Genomic DNA, 18197 nt, shown 5'->3' on the forward strand with positions numbered 1-18197 from the left:
TTCCACATGTCTGGAGCAACACATGGCCACACCGCCCAGCGCAGCCAACTTCGCCGCGCTGCTGCGCGCCGAGGGGCTCACGGTCGTCGAGGTCGGCGACTGGGAGACCCACAACCGCAACCACGTCGGCCCGTGGGGACCCGTGCACGGCGTGATGATCCACCACACCGTCACCCGTGGCAGCGCCCACACCGTGGAGCTGTGCCGGAAGGGCTACGCAGGACTACCCGGCCCGCTGTGCCACGGCGTCATCACCAAGGACGGCCGCGTCCACCTGGTCGGCTACGGGCGCGCCAACCACGCCGGGAGCGGTGACGACGACGTACTGCGTGCCGTCATCGCCGAGGCCGCCCTGCCGCCGGACAACGAGACGAACCGCGACGGGAACCGGTACTTCTACGGCTTCGAGTGCGAGAACCTCGGCGACGGCGAGGACCCGTGGCCGGCCGCGCAGCTGCTCGCCATCGAGAAGGTGTCGGCCGCGATCTGCCGACACCACGGATGGAAGGCCGCGTCCGTCATCGGCCACCTGGAGTGGCAGCCGGGGAAGGTCGACCCGCGCGGCTTCACGATGACGTCCATGCGGGCTCGGATCGCAAAGCGGCTCGGCGCCAAGCCGCCCACCGGCGGCGGCTCCGGCTCGCACAGCGGGACGACGTACACGGTGCGGAAGGGCGACACCCTGTGGGCGATCGCCCGCGCGCATGGCACCACGGTGCCCGCGATCGTCGACGCCAACGACCTCAAGGACCCGAGCCACATCGACGTCGGGCAGAAGCTCAAGCTGACCGGCGCCACGGTCACCACGTACACCGTGCGCAAGGGCGACACCCTCTGGTCCATCGCCGCATCCCGGCTCGGCGACGGCGACCGCTGGCGGGACATCGCCAGCCTCAACCGCCTGAAGAACCCCGACGACCTGAGCGTCGGCCAGAAGCTCAAGCTCCCCAAGAAGTGAGGACACCCATGCGTATCTTCGGTCGCGAGCCGGCTCTCATCATCGCCACGATCAGCGCCGCGCTGTCGCTGCTGGCCACCTTCAACTTCGGCCTCTCTGCCGAGCAGGCGGGCGCGATCGTCGCCGTCATCTCCGCCGTGTTCGCCGCAGCCACCGCCGCCGTCACCCGCCCGATCGCACCGTCTGCGTTCACCGGCCTCGTCGCCGCGGTCGCCGCACTTCTCGCCGCCTACGGTCTGGAGCTGGGCGCGGAGAAGATCGGCGCCCTGAACGCCGTCGTGCTCGCTGTGCTCGGACTGCTCACCCGCGGACAGGTGACACCGACCGCCCCGACCACGAAGAGCGTCTGACCCTGCCAGCTATGCGCGACCGGAAGGGCGCCTCATGGACGCCGCCATGGTTACGGCGATAGCCGCTCTCGTCGGCGCACCCGTGGCCGCACTGGCAGCCATGTATGGCACCAGAGGTGCCAACCGCGCGCAGCGGGAGGGCGGAGTCATCACCGGATACAACTCGCTGACCGACCAGCTCCAGGAAGAGCGCAAAGAGTTGCGCGCCGAACTCGCCCAGGTGCGCCTGGAGCTGGCCACGGAGAAGGCGGAAGTCACCCGCCTGAAGCTTTTGGTGCAGCAGCTCGGGGGTGAGCCGTGACGCGCACGGAGAGCCTCCTGTACCGGCGCCGCCACGTCCTGTGGATTGCCGCCGCGCTACTGTTCCTCGGCGGCGCTATCGGCGTCGTGTGGCTGCAAGGGCAGCAGCAAGTCGACCGGCTGGCCGCCGAGGCGGACCGGCGGGGCGAGGCAGTGTCGACGCTCGCCAGCGATGTGCGGGTGCTGCGCGCGCAGGTGCAGGCGGCGGGTCAGACACCGAGGGCCCCCGACCCGGGCCAGGCGGTTGAGGACTTGCCGTCCCGGGAGCAGGTACCTGTACCGATTCCTGGGCCACCCGGCCCCGAGGGCGAGCCCGGCGAGCCGGGGTCGCCTGGCCCGTCCGGTTCGCGCGGCAGCGACGGCCAGGACGGCACGCCGGGGGCGCCCGGGCCATCCGGCGAGCCCGGCGCCGACGGGGCAGACGGCGAGGCCGGCGAGGCCGGACCTCCCGGGCCGCAGGGCGAGCCTGGGCCAGCTGGGCCACAGGGCCCGGCGGGCGAGCCCGGCGAGCAAGGACCACGGGGCCCCGCACCCAGCGGCTGGACGTTCGAGTACAGGGGCGCCATCTACGAGTGCACCCCGGACGGTGACGGATCCACGCACTACACCTGCCGCAACACCAGCGGCGGAGACGACGGTGGCGGCCTGCTCCCGGTCGCCGCGGGCCTCGATCCCGCCCGCCGCCAGTATCCGTAGACGAATCGGCATGAACGACAGCGCCCCACTCTTCCGCCGCGGCGGGGGAGTGGGGCGCTTCGTCGTGCTCAGAACGGCACGTCGCCGTCCCCCATGACGGTAAAGAAGAACGGGGCGCCGGGGAAGGCTGGGATGTCTTGCTTGTGCGGACGGTTGAACGTGGCCTCGTTCCCGTTGGTGAGCCGGAGCCTGAGACCTTCATCCTTGTTTTTGAGGATGTCCCAGTACTCGCCGTCGATCGTGAGTCTTCCGCCCCACGATGCGCGGCGCCCGTCCCGCCAACTCCGCAACTGTGCGCCGACGGCGATCTCTACGCCCTCGTCCGTGATGAGAATCGCCCGCCCTTGGTATGTGCTCATGGTCGGAGGCTAGCCATGGTGTCAAACCAGGGGGGTCGAACCTCCTCTGCATCGCGCCCCATTGGGCGGTGCAACCCTCGATAACATGCCGTATCCGAGCCCCGCTCCCACCGAGGAGCGGGGCTCACTGTCGTCTCCGGAAGTGCTGGCGATCACCCAACTCTATGGTTGATAATGACAGTTATCCCATACTCGTGAACGGAAGGGAGGGAGGCAATGACCATCTGGCACCGAGAGATCATCACGGCTGACGGGACGCCCTACCCGACAAGGAACCGCTTGGAAGACGAGTCCTTACACGGAGAGATCAACCCCCAGGCGCTCGGCCTGTCAGAGGCAGACAGCCGTGCCATCGCTGCGGTGCATGAACTAGGGCACGCAGTTGTCTGGATGGCTGGAGGCTTCCACGTAGCGAGCCTAGGCGTAGGCGACGACTTCAGGGGCCACGCCGAAGTTGCATGCGCCTCCCGCGAGGCGACCACAGCGATGTTCGTCGGCTTGGTCGCGGGCGAGCGCGCCGTGGACCGGTGGTTGCGAGAGACGGCACTGTGGACGCCGAGCCTTGCTGCCATGGCGGAGCTGACCGCAGCGCACGACCGGGCTGCCGTCTTTGAGATGGCACCCCAGCCTCGCCCTACCTTCGGTGACGGACCGGTCGATTACAGCGTGCTGCACGACCTCGCAGACCAAGCCCTGGACACCCAATGGGATCGGATCATGACGGCTCTGCCAGCGCTCATCCAGTCAGGGTGGATGACTGGCGACCAACTGTCCTCACGCATCGCCATCCCAAACCCGAGCAAGCCGAAGGGGAACCTCTGATGAATGACACAAGGGCGGGCACGCCGCACATCGAGACACCAGAGGGCTGGTAGCCATGACCCAACCGCCCGTCCATGCGGCCATCTGCGCCCCGAAGGAAGTGCGAGTGCCGCCCTACGGCGGCAATGCCGAGATGCAAGCCCTATACAACAAGGCGCGCGAAGCGGCAGACCACGAGCCCGGCCACTCGCAAGGATGCGAAGGATGGACCAACGGCTGGTCCTACTGCTCCTGCGGCGTGTGGGCGGCAGCCTGCACGGGCATCTCCATCGCCATCCTGCAGCTACGTGGGGAGCTGGAAGAATGAATGCCCGCGTCCCGCGCCCGCACCGATGCACTGACCGGTGCCGTTGCCCGATCCACAAGACGCCCTTGCTCTACTGGCCCGCTGGCGACGACCACGCCTGCCAAGACGCGGACTGCGAGTACGCGACCGGCTTCAAGCCAGTCGAGCCGACACCCGCCGGTCAGGCCGTGCTTGACGCTCAGGCGATCCTGATGTGGCTGCATCACCCTGACCTCAAGAACCTGGGGTGCGAGGAGTGACCGCCCTAGTCCCGCGTCCGTCGGCGGAGCTGTCGACCGACCGGCACGACCCCCGCGACGACTGGCCCGACGAAGCCCGCGCACTCGCCGACCACCTCACCACCATCTATGGCGACCACGACCCGCTACCCACCATCGCCGGAGGATGGATCGCCCGCCAGAAGAGCCGCCACACAAGGCGGGCCTACGCCCGCACCTTCCGGCAGTGGGAGGAGTACGCACGAGGCGCGGGCGTGCACCCCTTCACCGCGAAGCGGATGCTCGCCGAGGCCTACGCCAAACGCGTCGCCAAGACGCCCACCCGGCTCGGCAAGCCGCCAGAAGACACCACGGTCGCCCAGGCCCTGTCCGCCGCCAGCTCCTTCTACGGCTACGCCATCGACGTCGAGGCCACCGACTACGACCCCTTCGCCAAGGTCCCGCGCCCGGACATCGACCCCGACTACTCGCCCACCGAGGGAATGACGGATGAGGAGACGATGCGGCTCATCGGGACCGCGCGCGACTGGGCGCCCCGCTCCTACGCCCTCGTCATGCTCCTCTACCTCACCGGCGCCCGCGTCGACGAACTCCTCTCCCTCAACGCCGACCAGCTCGGCTACGACCGAGGACACCGCACCCTGCCGCTCACCCAGAAGGGCGGGAAGAAGCGGCCCGCGCCCGTGCCGCCGCTCGCCCTCGACGCACTCCTCGCCTACCTCGGCAACCGCACCGACGGGCCGTTGTTCGTCACAGACTCCGGCCGTCGCTGGACCCAGCCCGAAGTGTGGAAGCACCTCCGCGTCCTTGCTCGCCGCGCAGACATCCCGCAAGCCGCCACGATCAAACCCCACACGCTGCGGCACCAGTTCATCACCGACAACCTCGCCAACGGCGTCCCCCTCCAAGACGTCCAGGACGCCGTCTCGCACTCCGACCCGCGCACCACCCAGCGGTACAACCGGCGCCGCCGCCAGCTCGACAACCACCCCGCCTACGCCCTCGCCGCGCGGCTCGGCGAACGACTCCAGCCGCAGGGAAAGTCATGAGCAACGAGCCGATCGGGGAGCCGCCCAAAGACTGGATGGAGATCTGGTACGAGACGGGAGAGATCACCTGGCAGAAGCCCCTCTCTCCGGGAGCCAACCAGCGCATCCTCGACCTCTACGACGAGCTGATCGCGGAACAGAAGGCCGCATCCGAAGCTGACGACGAGGAACCCTGACCCACCCCGTGCCACACAGAATGCAGCGCCCGCCTCGTTCCCCCGTCGAGGCGGGCGCTGTCGTGTCAGCGCTGCCAGGGCCGACGGTTGGCGTCGACGTCGGGTGGCTGCTTGCGTGCGAGGCCTGCGCGCTTCCAGCAGGCCCATGCTCCGTAGGCGAGGAGCAGCGTGATGGCGACTTCGATTGGGTCGACGCGTTCCGTGAGCTGCGCGACACCGCCGAGGGCAAGGCAGCCGAGCAGGACAGCGAGCAGTAGCCAGATGATTTTCACGGTCCCCCCAGGGCGTGCGGTGAGGGCGACAAGGTAGCAGCGTGCGTGCCCGCCGCGCCGCTCGTAGGCTGATGCTGCTCGGGGTAGTCGCGGAGGTGTCCCATGCCCCGAACCATCTGGTCAGGCGCCATCAGCTTCGGCCTGGTCACCGTGCCGATCAACGTGCAGTCGGCCACCGAGGACCACTCGGTCCGCTTCCACCAGTACCACCTGGAGGACATGGGCCGCGTCCGCATCCGGAAGTACTGCGAGATCGAGGACCGTGAGGTCGACCAGGGCGAGATCGGCAAGGGCTACGAGCTGAGCAAGACGCAGGTCATCCCGATCTCGGATGAGGAGCTGCAGCAGCTCCCCCTGCCGACGGCTAAGGCGATCGAGATCGTGGCGTTCGTGCCGCTGGACTCCGTCGACCCGATCCGCATCGGCGAGGGCTACTACCTGGCCCCGGCACAGCCCGTCGCAGCGAAACCGTACAAGCTGTTGGTCCAAGCGCTGGGCCGCTCGTCGAAGGTGGCCGTCGCCAAGTACGCCTGGTCCGGGCGCGAGCGCCTCGGGCTTCTCCGGATCCGGGACGACGTCATCGTGCTGCACGCGATGCGCTGGCCCGACGAAATCCGCGACCCCACAGAGCTGCTCCCTGAGCCGGTCGAGGTGTCCGACGACGAGATCGAAGGCGCCCTCGCGCTCATGGACAACATGACCCGCGATGACCTCGACGACCCGGAATTCCGCGACACCTACACGGAAGCCATGGAGCAGATCATCGAGGCGAAGCGGGAGCACCGCGCGCCGCCAGAGCTGCCCGAGCCTACGGCCGAGCCCGGCCAGCTGGTCGACCTGATGGCCGCGCTGAACGAGTCCGTAGCCCAGGCACGGGCGGCCCGCGGCGAGGACGCCCAGGCGCCGAAGAAGAAGGCACCTGCGAAGAAGGCGGCGAAGACGCAGCCGGCCAAGAAGACCGCGGCAAAGAAGAAGGCCAAGAGCGCCTAGTCGAGGATCCCGAGCTCGGTGTCCGGCCGGCAGTGCGGGCAGGCATCCACGCCGTCGGTGAGCGCCCGCAGCGCGGCATCCCGTGTCACGCCCTTCGACCGCTTGCCCGCCATGTGGCAGCCGCCGACGTGTACGTACACCGGTGGCACGTCGCGGCTGAGGCTCTGCTCGATCAGCCAGTCAGGCGGCGGGGGTCGCCGTTCCTCGGTCGCACGCCTCTGTGCCTCCCGGCGCTCTTCGTCTGCGATCCACCGCCGGGTGCGGTCCAGGTCGCGCTGCTGGACGCGTTCGAGGAAGCGCAGCAGGTCGAGCCGGGACGGCGATGGTGCATCGTTCACGCGTTCGATTCTATGATCGGTGGCACACACTGGCGCGCCAGGGTAGGGAGGAAGCGTGGACGTCGCGGACCTGGTCGCGCTGCACCGCGTCGACCCTGCTCTCCTCGACCGGGCGCCAGCCGTGCAGTGGCGGCCGGACGAGCGTGCGCGGCTCTCCGCTTGGCCGCCGCTGCCGTGCTCGATCTGCGGCGACGACACCCGCACCACCCGAGTCATCGCGCCCGCCGGGTATGGGCCGCGCTGGCTGGACCTGTGCCGCGACCACAGCCTCGCCGTCATACCGAAGCTGCCCGCCCCGCTGAGCAAGATCCTCGCCGACCTGCGCGAGACCGCGGGCGAGCTGCCGGTGAGTGCGTGGACAGACGAGACGGGGTGGCAGCATGGCGACTGACCCGGAGCGCTACCACCTGCTGCTCACCTCCGCCAGCCGCCCGGTGCAGCACGGGTGGTGGGGCAGCGAGGCCACCGCGCGCAGGAAGTTCAGCAGCTGGGTCGGCGAGTACGGCAGCCTGCCCGACGCCCGCATCACCCTCGTCGACGAGGAGACGGGCGAGACGTTGACGGAGTGGCCGGGCGCGGAGTGACCGTCTGCCATGCTGGCGGGAACGAAGGAGGGGACCATGGCCCACCGCCCGTACCCGAGTGTCGACCGCGCGCTGAAGCAGCTCGACCGCCACTACCCGCCAGCCCCCGTGATCCCGATGTCGTCCGCCTTGCAGTCAATCGGTGACGGCTTTCAGCGGATTCAGGCAGGGCTACAGCAGGCTGCCGAGCAGGGATTCGGCTCGGGCACCTAAGTGCTGTCGACGCGACGGCCCGGCGTTGTCGGTGGCGGCGAGTAGCCTGAGCTCATCATCCGACGAACAAGTCGGGTTTGCTGCTGGTCCTGCCCCGGCGTGATGCACCGGGGCAGGCTGCTACGCCGCGGTGGTCATCTCCTCGTGCACGGCCCGCACCCACTCATCGCGCAGCTGCTCGTACCGCTCCCGCGTCGGCCCCCACAACCAGCCGCCCGTCTCCTGCAGCAGGGCACGGATCTCCGCATCCACGACCGCAGCAGACCGCGCGGCACCAGAAGGCGGGGGAGTGGCGGACATGGCGATCAGCGTAGCCGCCGGGTCTGACAGCGGACTATGGCTTCTGACGGTCGACGACGAACAGGCCCATGCCGGTCACCGTCTCCACCAGGCCCTCTTCCTTCAGCAGCTTGGTGGCTTTGCGGAGGGTGTCGCGGGCGACGTCGTACTCCTGTTCCATCTCGACGATCGAGGGGATGCGCCGGCCTGGGGGAATCGTTCCGTCTTCGATCTTCCGGCGGATGTCGTCGGCGATCTGGCGGTACGGGGGAACCGGCCCCTCCCTGTCGATGATCATGGTAGCCGACGGTAGGTCACGCCCCCTGACCTGCCATAGCTACCCCCAGGGGTAGTCTGGGGTAGTACGGTTTGCAGTGCAGACCCCCGCGACCGCGCGACCGGCCCGGGGGCGTGGACGACAGCCGCAAGGAGCCGTCGACGTGGACGAGCGTAGAGACCCCGAGCCCGCAGCCGGAAGCAGGCTGCGCGCCTTACCCGGCGTCGGCCGCCTCAGCCCCGTACAGGAAGCCTGGAGCGCTTACGTCGGACACACCACCGGATGCCCGACCTGCCGCAGCATCGATGGGCGGTGCGGGAAATCCGAGCGGCTGTACAAGGCGTGGCAGGAGCAGGACGCCGACGCGATTCGGCGACTGCGGCAGGCCTGACCGCAGGTAGGTCAGTCGCGTGGCGGGAGTAGCTCGTCGGCGTGCACGCCCAGGGCCCGGGCGATGAGCAGCAGGTCGGCGTAGCGGGGATCGGTGACCGCATTCTCGTATCGCTGGACGGTCCGCCGCTCCACCCCCAAGCGCTCGGCCAACTGGTCCTGCGAGAGCTCGGCGGCGCGTCTGAGGTCTCGGATGCGGCGGCCGAGGGATTGCTGTTCGAGGAGCACCCAGTCGGGGCGGGGTGTACGGCGGGCTGGCACTCGACAAACCGTCGAGGCGAGTCGATCATGTGTCAGTACCTAAACTGTCGCTTTTGATCGGACCCGCGCGACGGACGGGCCATCGTTCCGCGTAGAGCGAGTGAGGCCTGTGCTCGCCACTGCCCCCTGCGGCGTTCTGGCATATGCCGGAGGGCTAGCTGTAGTGTGCAGAAATCGAACGTGTGTTCACACCATCGGGTGAACTACGCCGGCCCCACGCATTCAGCAGGGCAGACCGGGCATCAGGGCCACACCCCCCGCACACCGAGTCGACCGACACAACAGGAGAACGACATGGACCGCCAGCAGATCCTCGACCTCTACCAGTGGAGTCCGGGCGTCTGCTTTCGGCACCCTGAGCGCGGCACCGTCGACACGACCGTCATCAAGAAGCTCCACCCGCGCGACGACGGCGAGCATGAGGTCCGGGCCTGTGCCGACTGCGTCATCGCGATGGAAGACATAAGGCGGGATGAGGCTAGGCGTTCGGGGAACGAGTACCAGCCGGGGCGTGTCGGCGAGCTCGGCCAGTAGGGTAATTCCGCAGGTCGCACCCTCGCTGGGCGGGAGGGTTGCCGGGGAGAATCTGGGGAGTGGGGGGCGGCGGGGAGCATTTGGGGAGACCCAGCCGTCAGTAATCCGTCTCCGCTCGTCTCTATCCGTCTCAACACATCTCAGCAGTTCAACCGGGCAGAGCGGGCCCGTCGGGCCGTCGCCCCAAGTCGGCCACTCGGACGAAGCCATACGGAGAACATCTGGCTGAGGACCAAGCGGTACAACGCCTCCGGCAAGGTCGTCTCCGGCACCGGCGGCGTCTGCTACCTGTATTTCCCGGCGCATCCGACCGCCCGCCAGCGGCTGGCGCTCGCTGCTGTGGGCGTGCTGTGACCAACGTCTCCGCCATAAAAGCCGCTGCCGGTGGCAAGGTGGACAGATCGGTGGGGGGAGTCCACTGCACGCACGACACACCAGCGAGAGACCATGACCGCACAGTCAGCCACCGCCGCCCGTGTCCGAACCGGCGGCCCCAAGGACGACGGCCCGAAGATCGTTGAACACATCATGGGCTGGACCCTCGTCGTGGTGCTGGCGATGCTGGTGACTCAGATGGGACTGCTGTGACCTGACGGGCGGGCCGACCTGCCATACTGCGGGTGTCTCGCCGCCCGTTGGAACCAGGGTCGAAATTGAATATCAGTCACCAGCGCGGCGCCGCCCGGCCACGGGCCCGCGGCACCGAGCGTTCGGCGGCACGCCGCGCCGAACTCATCGCCATCGGGCGGAGGTTGTTCGCCGACACGTCCTACGACGCGCTCTCGATGGACGACATCGCCCGGCAGGCCCATGTCGCCAAGGGGCTGATCTACTACTACTTCCAGTCCAAGCGCGGCTACTACCTGGCCATCGTGCAGGACTCCGTCGCCGACCTGGTCACCTTCGCGGCCGGGGGGCTGGAGCTCGCGCCCGTGGACCGGGTGCACCGCACGATCGACGGCTATCTGCGCTACGCCGAGCACCATCACGCCGCGTACCGCACGATCGTGAGCGGCGGTGTCGGCTTCGACACCGAGGTGCAGGCCATCCGGGACGAGGTGCGCGAGGTGATCGTCACGACCATCGCCGAAGGGGCGTACGGCCGACGGCACATCGCCCCGCTCGCCCGCATGGGCCTGCTCGGCTGGGTGTGTGGCGTCGAGGGCGCCACGCTCGACTGGATCGACCGCCCCGAACTCAGCCGCGACACCATGTGCGAGCTGCTGGTGAAGACCCTGGGCGGCGCCCTGCGGGCGATCGAGGAGCTGGACCCCTCGTACCCGGCCCCGGAGCCCGCCCGTCGGGAGGCATGACAAAGGGGCGGAGGTCCCAGTTCGGTCAAAAGGGGCGGAGGTCCCAGTTCGGTCAATGGTGCGGACCAATTTCCCGGCGCGGGGAATTCCTGAAGTAAGCGGTCGTTAACCAGTGACTCGATGCCTCCGATCGGGCATACTCACAGCGCGCAGCCGCTGGTCAGCAGCTTTCGTGACCCGGAAGCAGGAGCATCGGCCGCAGCAGTGAGACCCCGGCGGAGCCGCCCACCCATGGCGTAGGTCCGCCGCCGCGCCCGAAAGGGAGGAGAGCGTCGCCATGCCCGACCGCGCCCCGCAGCCGGTGGACCGACTACTGCCCACGGACGAGGCCCGGGACCTGATCTCGCTCGTCCGCGACATCGCGCAGCGCGAGATCGCCCCGCACGCGGCCGAGGAGGAGGACGCCGGACGCTTCCCGCGCGACGTTTTCGCCCTGCTCTCCCGGTCGGGGCTGCTCGGCCTGCCGTACGACGCCGAGTACGGCGGCGGTGACCAGCCGTACGAGGTCTACCTCCAGGTCCTCGAAGAGCTCGCCGCGGCCCGGCTGACGATCAGCCTCGGCGTCAGCGTCCACACCCTCGCCTCCTACGCCCTCGCCACCTACGGCACCAAGGAACAGCAGGTCGAGCACCTGCCCGCGATGCTCGGCGGCGGCCTGCTCGGCGCGTACTGCCTGTCCGAGCCGGCGTCCGGCTCCGACGCCGCCTCGCTGCGCACCAAGGCCGTCCGGGACGGCGACGACTGGGTGATCACCGGCACCAAGGCCTGGATCACGCACGGCGGCGTCGCCGACTTCTACACCGTCATGGCCCGCACCGGTGAGGAGGGCCCGCGCGGAATCACCGCCTTCCTGGTGCCCGGCGACGCCGAGGGGCTGAGCGCGGCGGCGCCGGAGAAGAAGATGGGCATGAAGGGCTCGCCCACCGCCCAGGTCCACTTCGACGGCGTGCGGGTCCCCGACGCCCGGCGTATCGGCGACGAGGGGCAGGGCTTCGCGATCGCCCTGTCCGCGCTCGACTCCGGACGGCTCGGCATCGCGGCCTGCGCGATCGGCCTGGCCCAGGCGGCGCTCGACGAGGCGGTCGCGTACGCCACCGAGCGCCGGCAGTTCGGGCGGCCGATCGCCGACTTCCAGGGGCTGCGCTTCATGCTGGCCGACATGGCGACGCAGATCGAGGCGGGCCGCGCGCTGTACCTCGCGGCGGCCCGGCTGCGCGACGCCGGGCGGCCCTTCGCCCGGCAGGCGGCCATGGCCAAGCTGCACTGCACCGACGCCGCCATGAAGGTCACCACGGACGCCGTCCAGATCCTCGGCGGCTACGGCTACACCGCCGACTTCCCGGTCGAGCGCTACATGCGCGAGGCCAAGGTCCTCCAGATCGTCGAGGGCACCAACCAGATCCAGCGGATGGTCATCGCCCGTCACCTCGCGGGTCCGGAGTCCCGCTGAACTGACCCCGCCTGACCAGGGGCGCCGCCAGCCGGATCCACTCCGGGTCGTGGCGCCCCGGCAGCGTGCGGCCGCGGTGGGCCCAGGCGCGCATCAGGTCGCGGTAGATGGGCGGGTCGGGGAGCGGTTGCGGGGGTGGGGGCGGGGCTGGGGCCCGCGGGGGGCGCTCGGAGCCCGGAAGCGATGCTGCGTACCGGGGAACGAATACGCGGAACTGACGCCCGGTCGTGGAAGAGGTGGGGGTCATACCTGGGCAACGCTGCGGTATGCGGACAGGTCACCCGGCCGGGGAATCGAGCGTGGGTTCGTAGACCGTCCTGGGTTCGTGCCGTGGTGGCCGGACCCGCCCGTGTCTCGGACCGGTCCGGTTCCGTGTCTGGCCGTCGACGTTTCCCTGACGTACCGTCAACTGCACTGCGCTCAGGGAGGTTTGCCGTGCTCGACGACCGTCCGGTGCCGCTCGACGACTACCCGGTTCACCAGGTGCCCCTGTCGATGAAGCACGTCGCGACCGGGGACCGGAACGCCTACGACCGCAGTATCTTCCACGTCCTCGACCACCAGGGCCGCGCCCTGCTGATCACCGGGCTCGGGGTGTACCCCAACACCGGGGTGATCGACGCGTACGCCACCCTGCGCATCGGCGACACCCTGCACGCCGTCCGCGCGTCCGACGCCCTCGGCGAGGACCGGATGCGCCTCACGGTCGGCCCGCTGCGCACCCACGTCGAGCACCCGCTGCGGGAGTACGTGCTGAGCTGCGCCGCCGACCCGGGCGACCCGGACGCACTGTCGTACGAGATCCACTGGTCGGCGGACTTCCCGGCGCTGTGGGAACCGCACCACCAGCAGCGGCGCGGCAGCCGGCTCACGCTGGAGGGGAAACGGTTCGTGCAGGCGGGCCGGTGCGTCGGCTGGATCCGGGCCGGCGGCCGGGAGATCCGCCTCAGGGCCGGTGAGTGGACCGGCACCCGGGACCGCAGCTGGGGAGTGCGGCCGATCCCCGGTGAGGACGGCGGGCGGTTCGCCGAGGAGTGCCCGACCGAGGGCTTCCACTGGGTGTGGTGCCCGGTCCGCTTCGACGACCGGTTCCTGATGGTGATCGTGCAGGAGGACGCCGACGGCTACCGCACGCTGAACGACGCGACCCTCGTACGCCCGGGCCACCGCGACCGCCAACTCGGCTGGCCCCAGCCGGAGATCGCCTACCGCTCCGGCACCCGGCACCCCGAACGCGCCCTGATCCACCTCGGCGACCCGCGCAAGCCGCTGGAGCTGGACGTGGAGGTCCTGACGTCGTCCCCGCTCGCCGTCGGCGCCGGCTATCCGCCCGCCGGTGACTGGCAGCACGGCACCTGGCGCGGCCGCGACTGGACCGACCGCCGCACCTACGACCTCGCCGACCCGGCCGCGCACCCCGTCGCCGCGTACGGCGTCACCGACCACGCGGCCCGCTTCCGGCTGGACGGCGAGATCGGGTACGGCATCTTCGAGCACGGCTCGTTCGGGCGGCACGACCCGAGCGGGTTCACGGGGTTCGACTCGGTGGCGCCGTGATGGAGGGTGAACGACACGGCAGTGAAGGTGACATGGCGGTCAAGAGGCTTGGCGGTGAAAGTGGCATGGCAATGAAAGCGACATGGCTGTGAAAGCCCGCCCCCGTACCACCACCCGAGACCCCGAGGGCCTCGCCCGCCGTCTCACGGCCTGGCTGGATGCCCGTCTGCCCGGCGCCAAGGCGGTCGGCGTCACCGCCCCCGCGTCGAACGGCATGTCCAGCGAGACCCTGCTCTTCGACATCGAGCATCCCGAAACGCCCCTGTGTCTTTGCGTGTTGCGGCTGGCGGCGGATCCGGCGGCGTACACCGTGTTCCCGGTCTACGACATGGCGCGCCAGTACCGCACCCTGCGCCTGGTGGCCGAGCACACGGACGTGCCGGTGCCGCGCGTGCTGTGGCTTGAGGAGGACCCCGGCCCGCTTGGCGCGCCGTTCTTCGTGATGGAGCGCGTCGCGGGGCGCGTGCCGCCGGACGTCATGCCGTACACCTACGAGGGCAACTGGCTGCACGCCGCGAGCGACGCCGAACGCGAGCGACTGGAGGCCGCCACGATCGGGCTGCTGGCCCGGCTCCACGACCAAGTGCCGCTGCGTGAGGCGGAGTTCCTCGCCCTTCCGGGTGAAGGTGACGCGCTGCGCCGCCATGTCGGAGCGCAACGCGCCTACTACGAGTGGGTGGTCGACGGTCTCGCCCGCTCACCGCTCATCGAGGACGCGTTCGACCGGCTGACGCAGCTGTGGCCACGCGATCCAGGCACACCCGTGCTCAACTGGGGTGACGCCCGTATCGGAAACGTCCTCTACCAGGATTTCCAGCCCGTCGCCGTCCTCGACTGGGAGATGGCGGCCGTGGCCCCGCGCGAGGTGGACCTCGGCTGGACCGTCTACCTGCACCGCTTCTTCCACGACCTCACGGTCGCCTCGGGACAGCGCGGGCTGCCGGACTTCCTGCGCCGCGACCGGATCGAGGCGCGGTACGCCCGACTCACCGGACACGCACCCCAGGACATGGACTTCTACACGCTGTACGCCGCCCTGCGGCACGCGATCGTGATGCTGCGCGTCGCCTGCCGTCAGGTGTACTTCGGTGAAGTCGCCGCCCCGGCGGACCCGGACACACTGATCCTGCACCACGACAGCCTGCGCGCCATGGTGCAGGGCAGCTACTGGGGTTGAGGCGCTGAGCGAGAGCTCTCAGGCGGCGTGACGCCGCATGGCCGGGACCCTCATGGGGCGCGAGCCCGGGCCGCCGACGTGCGAGAAGGGCTGCATCCGCCAGTCCAGCCCCTGAGGGAGCGTCAGCAGGAGGGCGGTGTCCTGCTCCTGGGGCTCGAAGGACTCGTCCGCGGGCTGCGCATCGGCGGCCCGGCGGCCCGTACCGGCGCAGACCGTGAGTCCGAACGGGTTCCACGGTGAGGCGCACAGCGCGTGCTCCGGGAGGGACTCCTCGTCCGCGAGCAGGGCGATGGGCTGTGCGCAGTCCGGGCAGATCACCCGGTACATCTCGAAGGTGTCGTACGCGTCGAGTTCGTCGACATCCTCGGCGTCGAAGACGTCGGGTTCGACGCCCTCCGGCGCGGGCTCGACAACCGGCTGCTGCCGCTTGGGTGCGGTACGACCAGGGCGCTTAAGACTCTGCATGGGATTCTCCCCCTCGGGCTGGGCCGTGAAGGCGCTGCGGCCTCGACCACAGCAAGCACTTCCCAACCGCTCTCCGGGGTAATCACGAGTTCATTACGGAGAATGTTCGAAGCCTGTGGCGTTCGTCACATGCCGCTCGCAGGTGCCATGTGCGGCGCCTGCGTCCCCCGGGTGGCTCACAGGCTGCTCTCGGGGACATCACGAACCGGGCATGACCTGCGCCGCTGAGGTATCCCATGAGGTCAGGCGCACTGTAGGTTCTTGCGCCATGGAGGAGCTGGATCGACAGATCGTGCAGCTGCTCGTCAGGGACGGGCGGATGAGCTACACCGACCTGGGCAAGGCCACGGGGCTGTCCACCTCGGCCGTGCACCAGCGGGTGCGCCGGCTGGAGCAGCGCGGCGTCATCCGCGGGTACGCCGCGGTCGTCGACCCCGAGGCGGTGGGGCTGCCGATGACCGCGTTCATCTCGGTGAAACCGTTCGATCCCAGCGCCCCCGACGACATCGCGGAACGCCTCGCCGGAGTCCCCGAGATCGAGGCCTGCCACAGTGTCGCGGGCGACGAGAACTACATCCTCAAGGTGCGGGTCGCCACACCGCACGAGCTGGAGGAACTGCTGGCGCGGCTGCGGTCGCTGGCGGGGGTGTCGACGCGGACGACGGTGGTGCTGTCCACGCCGTACGAGGCTCGGCCGCCGAGGATCTGAGGGGCTGCGGTCGGAGGGGAGCCGGGGGCCCTGCGTTCACCGGGGCCCGCGTGAGGCGGGAGACTGTCTCTCATGAGTGAGCGCACCGCCCCGGCCAAGACCGTCCTGCTCCGTCGCGGAGAGGTCCACAGTCCCGCCGACCCGTTCGCGACCGCGATGGTCGTCGAGCGCGGCCAGGTCGCCTGGGTCGGCTCAGAGGGCGCGGCCGACGCCTTCGCGGACGGCGTGGACGAGGTGGTCGACCTGGACGGGGCCCTGGTCACCCCGGCGTTCACCGACGCGCACGTGCACACCACCTCCACCGGCCTCGCCCTCACCGGCCTCGATCTGTCCGGCGCCGGCTCGCTGGACGAGGCACTGGCCCGCGTACGGGAGTTCGCCGCCGCCCGCCCCCACGACCGCGTGCTGCTGGGCCACGGCTGGGACGCCGCACGCTGGCCCGGTGGCCGCCCCCCGACGCGCGCCGAACTCGACGAGGCCACCGGCGACCGGCCCCTCTACCTCAGCCGCATCGACGTCCACTCGGCGGTCGTCAGCACGGCCCTGCTCGACCTCGTGCCCGGTCTGGAGCGGCAGGACGCCCCCCTCACCCGCGACGCCCATCACGCCGTACGCGCCGCCGCGTTCGCCGCCGTCACGCCGCAGCAGCGCACCGAGGCCCAGCGCGCCGCCCTCGCGCACGCCGCCTCCCTCGGCATCGGCTCCGTCCATGAGTGCGCGGGTCCGGAGATCTCCTCCGAGGACGACTTCACCGGCCTGCTGCGGCTCGCCGCCGAGGAGCCCGGCCCGCGCGTCGTCGGCTACTGGGCCGAGCGCGATGTCGACAAGACGCGCGAGCTGGGCGCGATCGGCGCCGCCGGTGACCTGTTCGTCGACGGCGCCCTCGGCTCGCACACCGCCTGCCTGCACGAGCCGTACGCCGACGCGGGCCACACCGGCACCGCCTACCTGGACGCCGACGCCGTCGCCGCGCACGTCGTCGCCTGCACCGAGGCGGGCCTCCAGGCGGGCTTCCACGCGATCGGCGACGCCGCCGTGACCACCGTCGTCGAGGGCGTACGCGCCGCCGCCGAGAAGCTCGGCCTGGCCCGCATCCGTGCCGCCCGCCACCGTGTCGAACACGCCGAGATGCTCACTCCCGACACCATCGCGGCCTTCGCCGAACTCGGCCTCACCGCGTCCGTCCAGCCCGCCTTCGACGCGCTGTGGGGCGGCACGGACGGCATGTACGCCCAGCGCCTCGGCGCCGAGCGCGCCCGCCTGCTGAACCCCTTCGCGGCGCTGCTGCGCGCCGGCGTCCCGCTCGCCCTCGGTTCCGACAGCCCGGTCACGCCCCTCGACCCGTGGGGCACCGTCCGTGCCGCCGCCTTCCACCGCACGCCCGAGCACCGGGTCTCGGTCCGCGCCGCCTTCACGGCGCACACGCGGGGCGGCTGGCGGGCGATCGGACGGGACGACGCGGGCGTCCTGGTGCCGGGCGCGCCCGCGGACTACGCCGTGTGGCGCACCGGCGAGCTCGTCGTGCAGGCGCCCGACGACCGGGTCGCGCGCTGGTCCACCGACCCGCGCTCCGGCACCCCCGGGCTGCCCGACCTGACCCCCGGCTCCGACCTGCCCGTCTGCCTGCGCACCGTCGTGGGCGGCCGGACCGTGTTCGTGCGGCCGAGCGAGTGATCTCCCGGGGTGGCGCGACAGAGATCGACGTCCGAAACGGTGTCCCAGGACCTGCGTATCCACCGGGCCGACCTGCGCCCGGCGGGAATACCCGCAGGTGAAACGGCTGTTGACAGGCGGCGGCCCGGGGCGGGTAGGTTCGGCCGAGTCCACCACGGGACGCTCGACCGGGCTACGTCCGCACACTCGTCGCGGCGCCGCTGGGTCAGGGACGGTGTACCGCACCGGGGCACCGCCACTGGGAGCCAGGCACAGCGACCGCGCCACGGCGGGGGAACGTTCCGGCCAGGTCGGCACGGTGTGACCCGGATGGGGCCCGGGCGCTCAGTAGACAACGGCTTCAGGTCGATCCGCAGCCAGCGGGTCCCAGGTCGGCCCGAAGGGCACCGGGCCCCCATTCGCAGCGAGTTGAGCCACCCCTATTGTCCGTGTGTGCGGGCGTTGTCCGTGCCCGGGCGGGTCTTGTCCGTGCGTGGGGC

28 protein-coding genes and 1 pseudogene are annotated in these 18197 nt (G+C 70.3%); 22 read left to right on the forward strand and 7 right to left on the reverse strand.

From position 1 onward, the window contains the following. Positions 1–22: 22 nt before the first annotated feature. Genes HJD23_RS36030 through HJD23_RS36045 form a run of 4 tightly spaced genes read left to right on the forward strand, consistent with a single transcriptional unit; the run spans position 23 to position 2304 of the window. Positions 23–958 (forward strand): LysM peptidoglycan-binding domain-containing protein, encoded by a 936-nt coding sequence (locus HJD23_RS36030; RefSeq protein WP_171115527.1) that lies wholly within the window; start codon positions 23–25, stop codon positions 956–958. Positions 959–966: 8 nt separating this feature from the next. Then, positions 967–1308 carry a hypothetical protein gene (locus HJD23_RS36035; RefSeq protein WP_171115525.1) on the forward strand — a complete coding sequence of 114 codons (342 nt, stop codon included), beginning with the start codon at positions 967–969 and terminating at the stop codon, positions 1306–1308. A gap of 34 nt (positions 1309–1342) precedes the next feature. Then, positions 1343–1609, forward strand: a complete 267-nt coding sequence (locus HJD23_RS36040; protein WP_171115524.1) for a hypothetical protein — start codon at positions 1343–1345, stop codon at positions 1607–1609. Beyond that, the gene (locus tag HJD23_RS36045; protein WP_171115522.1) at positions 1606–2304 is read left to right on the forward strand and encodes a collagen-like protein; all 699 of its coding nucleotides are present in this window, start codon (positions 1606–1608) and stop codon (positions 2302–2304) included. The genes HJD23_RS36040 and HJD23_RS36045 overlap by 4 nt, the downstream gene beginning before the upstream one ends. Positions 2305–2372: 68 nt before the next feature. Here HJD23_RS36045 and HJD23_RS36050 read toward each other — a convergent pair whose 3' ends face one another. Next, complete coding sequence (locus tag HJD23_RS36050; protein ID WP_171115521.1) at positions 2373–2663, reverse strand: hypothetical protein; 291 nt, start codon at positions 2661–2663, stop codon at positions 2373–2375. Positions 2664–2879: 216 nt separating this feature from the next. Between HJD23_RS36050 and HJD23_RS36055 the strand changes: the two genes are divergently transcribed. The 4 genes from HJD23_RS36055 (at position 2880) to HJD23_RS36070 (ending at position 5235) form a co-directional block, all read left to right on the forward strand. Then, the gene (locus tag HJD23_RS36055) at positions 2880–3485 is read left to right on the forward strand and encodes a hypothetical protein (protein ID WP_171115519.1); all 606 of its coding nucleotides are present in this window, start codon (positions 2880–2882) and stop codon (positions 3483–3485) included. A 55-nt stretch (positions 3486–3540) separates the two neighbouring features. Next, the gene (locus HJD23_RS36060; RefSeq protein ID WP_171115517.1) at positions 3541–3792 is read left to right on the forward strand and encodes a hypothetical protein; all 252 of its coding nucleotides are present in this window, start codon (positions 3541–3543) and stop codon (positions 3790–3792) included. 235 nt (positions 3793–4027) lie between these two features. Beyond that, a complete protein-coding gene (locus HJD23_RS36065) occupies positions 4028–5059 on the forward strand; it encodes a tyrosine-type recombinase/integrase (RefSeq protein ID WP_171115515.1) in 1032 nt (343 codons plus the stop codon). Next, complete coding sequence (locus tag HJD23_RS36070; RefSeq protein ID WP_171115512.1) at positions 5056–5235, forward strand: hypothetical protein; 180 nt, start codon at positions 5056–5058, stop codon at positions 5233–5235. Before HJD23_RS36065 ends, HJD23_RS36070 begins: the two co-directional genes overlap by 4 nt. A gap of 65 nt (positions 5236–5300) precedes the next feature. Here the strand turns inward: HJD23_RS36070 and HJD23_RS36075 are convergent, their stop codons facing one another. Next, entirely contained in the window at positions 5301–5507 is a 207-nt protein-coding gene (locus HJD23_RS36075; protein ID WP_171115510.1) for a hypothetical protein, read from the reverse strand. Between the two features lie 102 nt (positions 5508–5609). Between HJD23_RS36075 and HJD23_RS36080 the strand changes: the two genes are divergently transcribed. Beyond that, complete coding sequence (locus HJD23_RS36080; protein WP_171134107.1) at positions 5610–6497, forward strand: Ku protein; 888 nt, start codon at positions 5610–5612, stop codon at positions 6495–6497. Here HJD23_RS36080 and HJD23_RS36085 read toward each other — a convergent pair. Further along, entirely contained in the window at positions 6494–6835 is a 342-nt protein-coding gene (locus HJD23_RS36085; protein WP_171109230.1) for a DUF6233 domain-containing protein, read from the reverse strand. The genes HJD23_RS36080 and HJD23_RS36085 overlap by 4 nt on opposite strands. Positions 6836–6890: 55 nt before the next feature. Here HJD23_RS36085 and HJD23_RS36090 point away from each other — a divergent pair, with 55 nt between their 5' ends. The 3 genes from HJD23_RS36090 to HJD23_RS36100 are packed head-to-tail and all read left to right on the forward strand — an operon-like array spanning position 6891 to position 7632. Beyond that, on the forward strand, positions 6891–7226 hold the full coding sequence (locus tag HJD23_RS36090; RefSeq protein ID WP_171109229.1) for a hypothetical protein: 336 nt from the start codon (positions 6891–6893) through the stop codon (positions 7224–7226). Further along, entirely contained in the window at positions 7216–7419 is a 204-nt protein-coding gene (locus tag HJD23_RS36095; RefSeq protein WP_171109227.1) for a hypothetical protein, read from the forward strand. The genes HJD23_RS36090 and HJD23_RS36095 overlap by 11 nt, the downstream gene beginning before the upstream one ends. Before the next feature lie 36 nt (positions 7420–7455). After that, entirely contained in the window at positions 7456–7632 is a 177-nt protein-coding gene (locus HJD23_RS36100) for a hypothetical protein (protein WP_171109224.1), read from the forward strand. A gap of 120 nt (positions 7633–7752) precedes the next feature. Here the strand turns inward: HJD23_RS36100 and HJD23_RS36105 are convergent, their stop codons facing one another. Both HJD23_RS36105 and HJD23_RS36110 read right to left on the reverse strand, forming a co-directional pair. Further along, on the reverse strand, positions 7753–7932 hold the full coding sequence (locus HJD23_RS36105) for a hypothetical protein (protein WP_171109222.1): 180 nt from the start codon (positions 7930–7932) through the stop codon (positions 7753–7755). A gap of 34 nt (positions 7933–7966) precedes the next feature. Next, positions 7967–8209, reverse strand: a complete 243-nt coding sequence (locus tag HJD23_RS36110) for a GntR family transcriptional regulator (protein WP_206326007.1) — start codon at positions 8207–8209, stop codon at positions 7967–7969. Between the two features lie 142 nt (positions 8210–8351). Between HJD23_RS36110 and HJD23_RS36115 the strand changes: the two genes are divergently transcribed. Next, the gene (locus tag HJD23_RS36115; protein WP_171109220.1) at positions 8352–8579 is read left to right on the forward strand and encodes a hypothetical protein; all 228 of its coding nucleotides are present in this window, start codon (positions 8352–8354) and stop codon (positions 8577–8579) included. 11 nt (positions 8580–8590) lie between these two features. Here the strand turns inward: HJD23_RS36115 and HJD23_RS36120 are convergent, their stop codons facing one another. After that, entirely contained in the window at positions 8591–8839 is a 249-nt protein-coding gene (locus HJD23_RS36120; protein WP_171109218.1) for a helix-turn-helix transcriptional regulator, read from the reverse strand. A gap of 294 nt (positions 8840–9133) precedes the next feature. Between HJD23_RS36120 and HJD23_RS36125 the strand changes: the two genes are divergently transcribed. The 7 genes and pseudogenes from HJD23_RS36125 to HJD23_RS36150 all read left to right on the forward strand — a co-directional run bounded on the left by HJD23_RS36125 (position 9134) and on the right by HJD23_RS36150 (position 14870). After that, entirely contained in the window at positions 9134–9373 is a 240-nt protein-coding gene (locus HJD23_RS36125) for a hypothetical protein (protein WP_171109216.1), read from the forward strand. Positions 9374–9586: 213 nt separating this feature from the next. After that, positions 9587–9727, forward strand: a pseudogene (locus HJD23_RS44350) (peptidase C39 family protein); the annotation flags it as partial. A 93-nt stretch (positions 9728–9820) separates the two neighbouring features. Beyond that, positions 9821–9961, forward strand: a complete 141-nt coding sequence (locus HJD23_RS36130) for an SCO1431 family membrane protein (RefSeq protein WP_171109214.1) — start codon at positions 9821–9823, stop codon at positions 9959–9961. A 65-nt stretch (positions 9962–10026) separates the two neighbouring features. Continuing rightward, complete coding sequence (locus tag HJD23_RS36135; RefSeq protein WP_171109212.1) at positions 10027–10686, forward strand: TetR/AcrR family transcriptional regulator; 660 nt, start codon at positions 10027–10029, stop codon at positions 10684–10686. Positions 10687–10963: 277 nt separating this feature from the next. After that, positions 10964–12136, forward strand: coding sequence for an acyl-CoA dehydrogenase family protein (locus HJD23_RS36140; RefSeq protein WP_171109210.1), 1173 nt, complete (start codon positions 10964–10966; stop codon positions 12134–12136). Positions 12137–12571: 435 nt separating this feature from the next. Beyond that, a complete protein-coding gene (locus tag HJD23_RS36145; RefSeq protein ID WP_171109208.1) occupies positions 12572–13693 on the forward strand; it encodes a hypothetical protein in 1122 nt (373 codons plus the stop codon). Positions 13694–13775: 82 nt separating this feature from the next. Beyond that, positions 13776–14870: a phosphotransferase family protein gene (locus tag HJD23_RS36150; protein WP_171109206.1), complete on the forward strand. Its 1095-nt coding sequence runs from the start codon at positions 13776–13778 to the stop codon at positions 14868–14870. Positions 14871–14888: 18 nt separating this feature from the next. Here HJD23_RS36150 and HJD23_RS36155 read toward each other — a convergent pair whose 3' ends face one another. Then, positions 14889–15335, reverse strand: coding sequence for a hypothetical protein (locus HJD23_RS36155; RefSeq protein ID WP_171109204.1), 447 nt, complete (start codon positions 15333–15335; stop codon positions 14889–14891). A 268-nt stretch (positions 15336–15603) separates the two neighbouring features. On the opposite strand from HJD23_RS36155, the gene HJD23_RS36160 reads away from it, so the two are divergent. Together HJD23_RS36160 and HJD23_RS36165 are read left to right on the forward strand one after the other, a co-directional pair. Further along, positions 15604–16044 (forward strand): Lrp/AsnC family transcriptional regulator, encoded by a 441-nt coding sequence (locus HJD23_RS36160; RefSeq protein WP_141313606.1) that lies wholly within the window; start codon positions 15604–15606, stop codon positions 16042–16044. Between the two features lie 72 nt (positions 16045–16116). Further along, positions 16117–17718, forward strand: coding sequence for an amidohydrolase (locus tag HJD23_RS36165; protein WP_171109202.1), 1602 nt, complete (start codon positions 16117–16119; stop codon positions 17716–17718). The last annotated feature ends 479 nt before the right edge of the window (positions 17719–18197 follow it).

This window comes from Streptomyces sp. Z423-1, assembly GCF_013009255.1.
In the GTDB taxonomy this organism is placed as follows: domain Bacteria; phylum Actinomycetota; class Actinomycetes; order Streptomycetales; family Streptomycetaceae; genus Streptomyces; species Streptomyces gossypiisoli.

Coding starts and splice junctions, on each gene's coding strand:
- HJD23_RS36050 (WP_171115521.1), bottom strand. CDS start 2,663: ATGAGCACATACCAAGGGCGGGCGATTCTCATCACGGACGAGGGCGTA.
- HJD23_RS36160 (WP_141313606.1), top strand. CDS start 15,604: ATGGAGGAGCTGGATCGACAGATCGTGCAGCTGCTCGTCAGGGACGGG.
- HJD23_RS36165 (WP_171109202.1), top strand. CDS start 16,117: ATGAGTGAGCGCACCGCCCCGGCCAAGACCGTCCTGCTCCGTCGCGGA.
- HJD23_RS36155 (WP_171109204.1), bottom strand. CDS start 15,335: ATGCAGAGTCTTAAGCGCCCTGGTCGTACCGCACCCAAGCGGCAGCAG.
- HJD23_RS36130 (WP_171109214.1), top strand. CDS start 9,821: ATGACCGCACAGTCAGCCACCGCCGCCCGTGTCCGAACCGGCGGCCCC.
- HJD23_RS36125 (WP_171109216.1), top strand. CDS start 9,134: ATGGACCGCCAGCAGATCCTCGACCTCTACCAGTGGAGTCCGGGCGTC.
- HJD23_RS36060 (WP_171115517.1), top strand. CDS start 3,541: ATGACCCAACCGCCCGTCCATGCGGCCATCTGCGCCCCGAAGGAAGTG.
- HJD23_RS36100 (WP_171109224.1), top strand. CDS start 7,456: ATGGCCCACCGCCCGTACCCGAGTGTCGACCGCGCGCTGAAGCAGCTC.
- HJD23_RS36040 (WP_171115524.1), top strand. CDS start 1,343: ATGGACGCCGCCATGGTTACGGCGATAGCCGCTCTCGTCGGCGCACCC.
- HJD23_RS36095 (WP_171109227.1), top strand. CDS start 7,216: ATGGCGACTGACCCGGAGCGCTACCACCTGCTGCTCACCTCCGCCAGC.
- HJD23_RS36080 (WP_171134107.1), top strand. CDS start 5,610: ATGCCCCGAACCATCTGGTCAGGCGCCATCAGCTTCGGCCTGGTCACC.
- HJD23_RS36035 (WP_171115525.1), top strand. CDS start 967: ATGCGTATCTTCGGTCGCGAGCCGGCTCTCATCATCGCCACGATCAGC.
- HJD23_RS36055 (WP_171115519.1), top strand. CDS start 2,880: ATGACCATCTGGCACCGAGAGATCATCACGGCTGACGGGACGCCCTAC.
- HJD23_RS36105 (WP_171109222.1), bottom strand. CDS start 7,932: ATGTCCGCCACTCCCCCGCCTTCTGGTGCCGCGCGGTCTGCTGCGGTC.
- HJD23_RS36110 (WP_206326007.1), bottom strand. CDS start 8,209: ATGATCATCGACAGGGAGGGGCCGGTTCCCCCGTACCGCCAGATCGCC.
- HJD23_RS36030 (WP_171115527.1), top strand. CDS start 23: ATGGCCACACCGCCCAGCGCAGCCAACTTCGCCGCGCTGCTGCGCGCC.
- HJD23_RS36140 (WP_171109210.1), top strand. CDS start 10,964: ATGCCCGACCGCGCCCCGCAGCCGGTGGACCGACTACTGCCCACGGAC.
- HJD23_RS36070 (WP_171115512.1), top strand. CDS start 5,056: ATGAGCAACGAGCCGATCGGGGAGCCGCCCAAAGACTGGATGGAGATC.
- HJD23_RS36150 (WP_171109206.1), top strand. CDS start 13,776: ATGGCTGTGAAAGCCCGCCCCCGTACCACCACCCGAGACCCCGAGGGC.